The 5039-nt window shown below is 73.3% G+C and carries 3 protein-coding genes; 1 reads left to right on the top strand and 2 read right to left on the bottom strand.

The window, feature by feature from the left end:
- Positions 1-52: 52 nt before the first annotated feature.
- The gene (hemW, locus tag STRAU_RS31985; RefSeq protein WP_016644556.1) at positions 53-1285 is read right to left on the bottom strand and encodes a radical SAM family heme chaperone HemW; all 1233 of its coding nucleotides are present in this window, start codon (positions 1283-1285) and stop codon (positions 53-55) included.
- A 214-nt stretch (positions 1286-1499) separates the two neighbouring features.
- Positions 1500-3422: a SpoIIE family protein phosphatase gene (locus STRAU_RS31980; protein ID WP_397893140.1), complete on the bottom strand. Its 1923-nt coding sequence runs from the start codon at positions 3420-3422 to the stop codon at positions 1500-1502.
- A gap of 675 nt (positions 3423-4097) precedes the next feature.
- Between STRAU_RS31980 and STRAU_RS31975 the strand changes: the two genes are divergently transcribed.
- Positions 4098-5039: HAMP domain-containing protein (locus STRAU_RS31975; RefSeq protein WP_158692176.1), on the top strand; the 942-nt coding region annotated here is incomplete at its 3' end.

Raw genomic sequence — 5039 nt, 5'->3', positions numbered from 1 at the left:
GAGGCGCGAAGCGCCGAAAAAGGGGGACAGGGGCGAAGCCCCAGCCGAATCGCTAGTCCACCAGGTCCCGCACGACCGCGTCGGCCAGCAACCGCCCCCGCAGGGTGAGCACGGCCCGCCCCTCGGCATAGGGACGGGCCTCCAGCAGCCCATCAGCCAGCGCCCGCAGGGACGCGGCAAGCCCGGCCGACTTCAGGAGGGACAACGGACACCCCTCCCGAAGCCGCAGCTCAAGCAGCACCCGCTCGACCCGCCGATCCTCCTCGGCCAGCACCTCCCGCCCGGCCCCGGGCGACCGCCCGCCCGCGAGAGCGGCGGCATACGCGCCCGGATGCTTCACGTTCCACCACCGCACACCCCCCACATGGCTGTGGGCCCCCGGCCCGGCCCCCCACCAGTCGGCGCCCCGCCAGTACAGCTCGTTGTGCAGACACCGCCCCGCCTCGGACGTGGCCCAGTTCGACACCTCGTACCACTGGAACCCCGCGGCGGAGAGCCGCTCCTCGGTGATCAGATACCGGTCCGCGTGCACGTCGTCGTCGGTCATCGGCACCTCCCCGCGCCGGATCCGCCGCGCGAGCTGCGTGCCCTCCTCGACGATCAGCGCATAGGCGCTGACGTGGTCGGGTCCGGCCCCGATCGCCGCGTCGAGCGAGGCCCGCCAGTCGTCGTCGGTCTCCCCGGGGGTGCCGTAGATCAGGTCGAGGTTGACGTGCTCGAAGCCCGCCGCGCGCGCCTCCGCGACGCAGGCTTCGGGCCGGCCCGGCGTGTGCGTACGGTCGAGGATCTTCAGGACGTGCTGCTTGGCGCTCTGCATGCCGAAGGAGACCCGGTTGAAGCCGCCCTCGCGCAGCGCGCTCAGATAGGCGGGGCCGACCGACTCCGGGTTGGCCTCCGTGGTGATCTCCGCGTCGTCGGCGAGCCCGAACTCGTCGCGGACGGCTCCCAGCATGCGCACGAGATCCTCGGCGGCGAGCAGCGTGGGCGTGCCGCCGCCGACGAACACGGTGCGCACCGGGCGGGGGTCGTCGCCGAGGACCTTCCGCGCGAGGCGGACCTCGTCGACGAGGGTGTCGGCGTAGTTGTCGCGGGAGGCGAGGACGCCGCCGGTGCCGCGCAGCTCGGTCGCGGTGTACGTATTGAAGTCGCAGTAGCCGCAGCGGGTCGCGCAGTACGGCACGTGCAGGTAGAACCCGAGCGGTCGCTCACCCGCTCCGACCAGGGCGGACGCGGGCAGCGCCCCGTCCTCGGGCAGGGGCTCACCATCGGGCAGTGCGGAAGGCATACCTGCCATTGTCCCGTACGCGTCCGGGGCCGCCGCCGATCGCCGGCTGCGCCGTGCTCGTCCTCAATCGCCGGACGGGCTTTTCCTCACCGGAACAGCCCGCCCGGCACATTTCAGCCCGTCCGGCGTTTGAGGACGAGGCCGTTCAGGCCGATACGGGGGTCTGGGGGCGGAGCGGGAAGGGGTGGGATTGGGGAGCCCCCGGCAGGGCCCCTCACCGAGCCTGCAACACCAGCAAAGCAAGATCGTCGTCCGGCGGACGCTGCGAAAACTCGTGCACCAGCCGCCGAATCCGCTCGGCGACAAGGCTCGCGTCAAGCCCCGCGCACCCGGCCAGCGCATGCGCCAGCCCGTCCTCGTCGTCGAAGAGATGCCGCCCGGAGCGCCGCTCCGTCACCCCGTCGGTGACGCACAGCAGCGTGTCCCCGGGAAGAAGATCGAAGCTCACGCTCGCGTACGTCTCGTCGTCGACGACCCCGAGCAGCATCTGCGGCGCCGCAACAGCCCGCACCTGCCCGTCGGCCCCGAGCAGCAACGGCAGCGGATGCCCGGCGCACGCCACGGTGCACCGCACCCCGCCCTCGTGCGGAACGAGCTCGCCGTAGAGGAGGGAGAGGAAGCGCGAGGTGGGGCCGTCGGTCGGTTCCTCCTGGCCGCCCGCGACGGCGAGGACGGCCGCGGCCGCGTCGGCGGCCTCCGTCGCGTCGTCGAGGAGGAGCTGGTTGAGGCGGTCGAGGACCTCCGCGACCTGGTATCCCTCGCGGGCGAGCAGCCGCAGCCAGGGCCGGGCGAGCCCGATGACGACGGCCGCCTCGGGCCCCTTGCCCTGGACGTCGCCGAGCGCGAAGCACCAGCGGCCCTGTCCGGCGGGGAACACGTCGTAGAAGTCGCCGCCCGGGCCGCCCTGCTCCCGCGGCTCATACACGACGCCGGTCTCCACGCCGGGGATCTCCGCGACGGCGCTCGGCAGCAGTCCGCGCTGCAGGACCTGGCTGATGGTGGCCTGGCGCTGATAGCGGCGGGCCGCGCTGATCGCGAGGGCGACCCGGCGGCTGAAGTCCTCCACGAGGCCCGTGGCCTCGTCGGGGAACCGCACGAGCCCGGCCCGGCCGATCACCAGCGTGCCGAGCTGCCGCCCGCCCGCCAGCAGGCGGTACGCGAGCGCCGCGCCCGCCGACTCGGCGCCGCCCAGTGCCTCCCCGGGCCACGGCACCGCCACCGCGCCGGACCCCGCCGCCTCCGTCAGCCGCGGCGGCTCCTTCTCCAGGAGCCGCCGCAGCTCTTCTATCCGTTGCTCGCTGGTGTGCCACACGCGCGCGAGGCGGGTGCCGGGCGCGCGCCCGTCAGGGGTGCGCCCGGGTCCTTCCGCCTCGTCGTCCAGCCACACCGCGCACCAGTCCGCGAGCCGTGGCACGAGCAACTGCCCGGCGAGCGCCGCGACCAGGTTCTCGTCGAACTGCCCGGAGAGCAGGTCGGACGCCTCGGCGAGGAAGGTGAGGGCGCCCCGGTTGATCCAGTCCGTGTCGTGCGTGGCTCTATTGGGCAGCGGCGCCAGGATCTCGGCGGCGCGCAGCCCGCGCTGCAGCGCCTGTTCACCCGCGTACGTCTCCATCTCCGGCACGGCGGGGAGCCCTTCGGCGGGCAGCCGCGCCCAGACCGTCTTGGTGCCGGAGCGGTAGGTGATGCCCCAGGACTCGGAGAGCGTGGCGACGAGTTGCAGACCGCGGCCGTACTCCGGGGTGCCGGGTTGCGCAGCGCGCGGCTCGCTGCGGACAGCGCGCGCCGGGTGGTGGTCGGACACCTCGATGACCAGGGCGTCGACGCTCTCGCCCGGCGTGCCCTCGTCGAACCGGCACAGCACCTCGACCGCCGTGCCCGCGTGCACCACGGCATTCGTCACCAACTCGCTAACCAGCAGCACCGAGTCGTCGGCGAGCCGGTCGGTGATGCCGGCCGCGACGGGCACGCCGAGCTCCGTCCAGTCGGCGAGCGCCGCCCGCACGAACCGGCGTGCGGCAGCGGCCGCGAGCGGGTTCCCGGGCAGGGACGTGCGGACCACCGCCGGTGGCCCGGGGCGGGCCACCGGCTGGGCGGAAGCACGAAAAGTAGTCTCCCGTTGCATCGGAATGGCCCCCACTGTGCGGCTCCTGAGCAGTTCGGTTGAATACGCCTCAGCCGACACGGACAGAGTGACAGACTGACTGGGCCCATAAGCACCGAGTTACCGAAGTGGGCCACCATGAGTGAGAACACTGCTACGCCCGCGTTCGGACGCGGTCAGATTCCGACAACCGCCGCTCCGGCGAGTCCTGCGCGGATTCCGGCCCCGGACGCCGCGCCCGCTCCGGGCCCACTTCCCCCACCGGCGGCTCCCACGGACCCCGGCGGCCGAAACCGGCCGGGTACGACGGCCGGGGCACCCGATGTGATCCGGCCACCGGACGGCCCGCCGCCCGACGGCGCCCCGCCGCCACCGGCCCCGGCCGCCCCTGACCCTCTGTCACGGCCGGCCGCCCAGTCGCCGTCAACCGCCTCTGGGATACCCGGACTTGATGCCACATCAGGCGCCGGGACGGCCCGGCCCGCTCCCCGGGTGATCCCCGCCGAGCGCACCCCCGTCTCCTCCGCCCGCGCCAAGATCCCACCCCCGGCCGGGGAACGGGACCGCGCCTCGGCCGGGGCGCCGGCGAGGCGGTCACCCGAACGGCCCGCCAAGTCCACCCCGCCCGGTGATCCGTCCGCCGCCGCTTCCTCCGCCTCCGCCGCTGCTTCCGCCGAATCCGCCGCCGACCTGCGGGCCCTGCTCGCCGTCATGAGGGCCGCGCGCGACGGGAACTTCACCAAGGCCCCGCACACCAGCTCCGGCCTGGTCGCGGAGCTGGTCACCGTGTTCAACGAACTGGTGGACCGCTCCACGCACTTCGACAGCGAACTCCTCCGCGTACGCCGCGAGATGGTCCGCCACGGCCGCCTCGACGAGCGGTTCACGGCGAGCCCGGGGCAGGGCAGCTGGGCCACCCGGATCATCGAGGTGAACTCGCTCCTGGACTCACTGGTCGCGCCCGCCACAAACGCCACCCGCGTCCTGAACGCCGTCGCGGGCGGAGACCTGACGCAGCGCGTCGACCTGCACGACGGGTCCCGGGAGCTCCGCGGCGACCTGCGGCGCCTGGGCCGCGCCGTCAACACGATGGTCGACCAGCTGTCACTCTTCACGGGCGAAGTGACGCGGGTGGCCCGGGAAGTGGGCACGGAGGGACGGCTCGGCGGGCGCGCCAAGGTCCGCGGCCTGTCCGGGAGCTGGCGCGACGTGACGGAGGCCGTCAACACGATGGCGTCCCGGCTGACCGCCCAGGTGCGTGACATCGCCCTCGTCACCACGGCCGTCGCCCAGGGCGATCTGACCCGCACGGTCACCGTCGAGGCCACCGGTGAGCTCCTCGAACTGAAGCTCACCGTCAACACGATGGTCGAGCAGCTCTCCGCGTTCGCCGACGAGGTCACCCGCGTCGCCCGCGAGGTCGGCACCGAGGGCAACCTCGGCGGGCGCGCCCACGTACGTGGCGTCTCCGGCGTCTGGAAGGACCTCACCGACAACGTCAACTTCATGGCGGACAACCTCACCTCGCAGGTCCGCAACATCGCACAGGTCACCACCGCCGTCGCCAACGGCGACCTGAGCCAGAAGATCACCGTGGACGCGCGCGGCGAGATCCTGGAGCTCAAGGACACCGTCAACACGATGGTCGACCAG

The sequence above is a fragment of the Streptomyces aurantiacus JA 4570 genome (assembly GCF_000414115.1).
Lineage (GTDB): Bacteria > Actinomycetota > Actinomycetes > Streptomycetales > Streptomycetaceae > Streptomyces > Streptomyces aurantiacus_A.
Note: the sequence above shows the minus strand (reverse complement) of the source record. Positions and strands in the feature narration are given on the sequence as shown.